This is a genomic window from Nocardiopsis sp. KDC1DS13DA1 (assembly GCF_055632325.1).
Map to the genome: position 1 here is coordinate 1 of NZ_JBVMUY010000071.1, position 558 is coordinate 558.

General features: G+C 69.2%; 1 protein-coding gene. It reads right to left on the bottom strand.

Annotation, left to right across the window (positions count from 1 at the left end; translation table 11 throughout):
• On the bottom strand, positions 1 to 558 hold a 558-nt coding region (locus ACTVAJ_RS30285), incomplete at both ends, for an Hsp70 family protein (protein ID WP_470391736.1).

A 558-nucleotide genomic window follows, 5' to 3' on the forward strand; every position in this document is an offset into this window, starting at 1 on the left:
TGACCAGCTCCACGATGGCGGGCATACGGGTGGAACCGCCCACCAGGACCACGTGCTCGATCTCGGCGGCGTCGATCCCGGCGTCCTCAAGGACCCAGTGGAAATCCTCGACGACCCGCCGAAGCCGGATCTCGGCCCGCTCGACCAGGTCGGCGGTCAGGCGCTGGAACTCGGCGCGGGTGAGCTTCTCGTCCAGGTGCAGCGGGCCCTCGGCCGAGGCCGTGATGTAGGGCAGATTGATCTGCGTCTCGCCGGAGGAGGACAGCTCGATCTTGGCCTTCTCCGCGGCCTCGCGCAAGTGCTCCAGAGCCGTCCCGTCCTCGCTCAGGTCCACACTGGTGGCGTTGGAGAGCCTCTCGATCAGCCGGTCGACGATCGCCTCGTCCCAGTCGTCGCCGCCGAGGTGGTCGTCGCCGCCGACGGCCAGTACCTGTATCACGCCGTCACCGACGTCCGCCACGGCGAAGCCGAGGCTTCCGCCGCCGAGGTCGTAGACGAGGATGGTGGCCTCGCCCTCCTTCTCCAGGTGGTAGGCGAGGGCGGCCGAGGTCGGCTCGT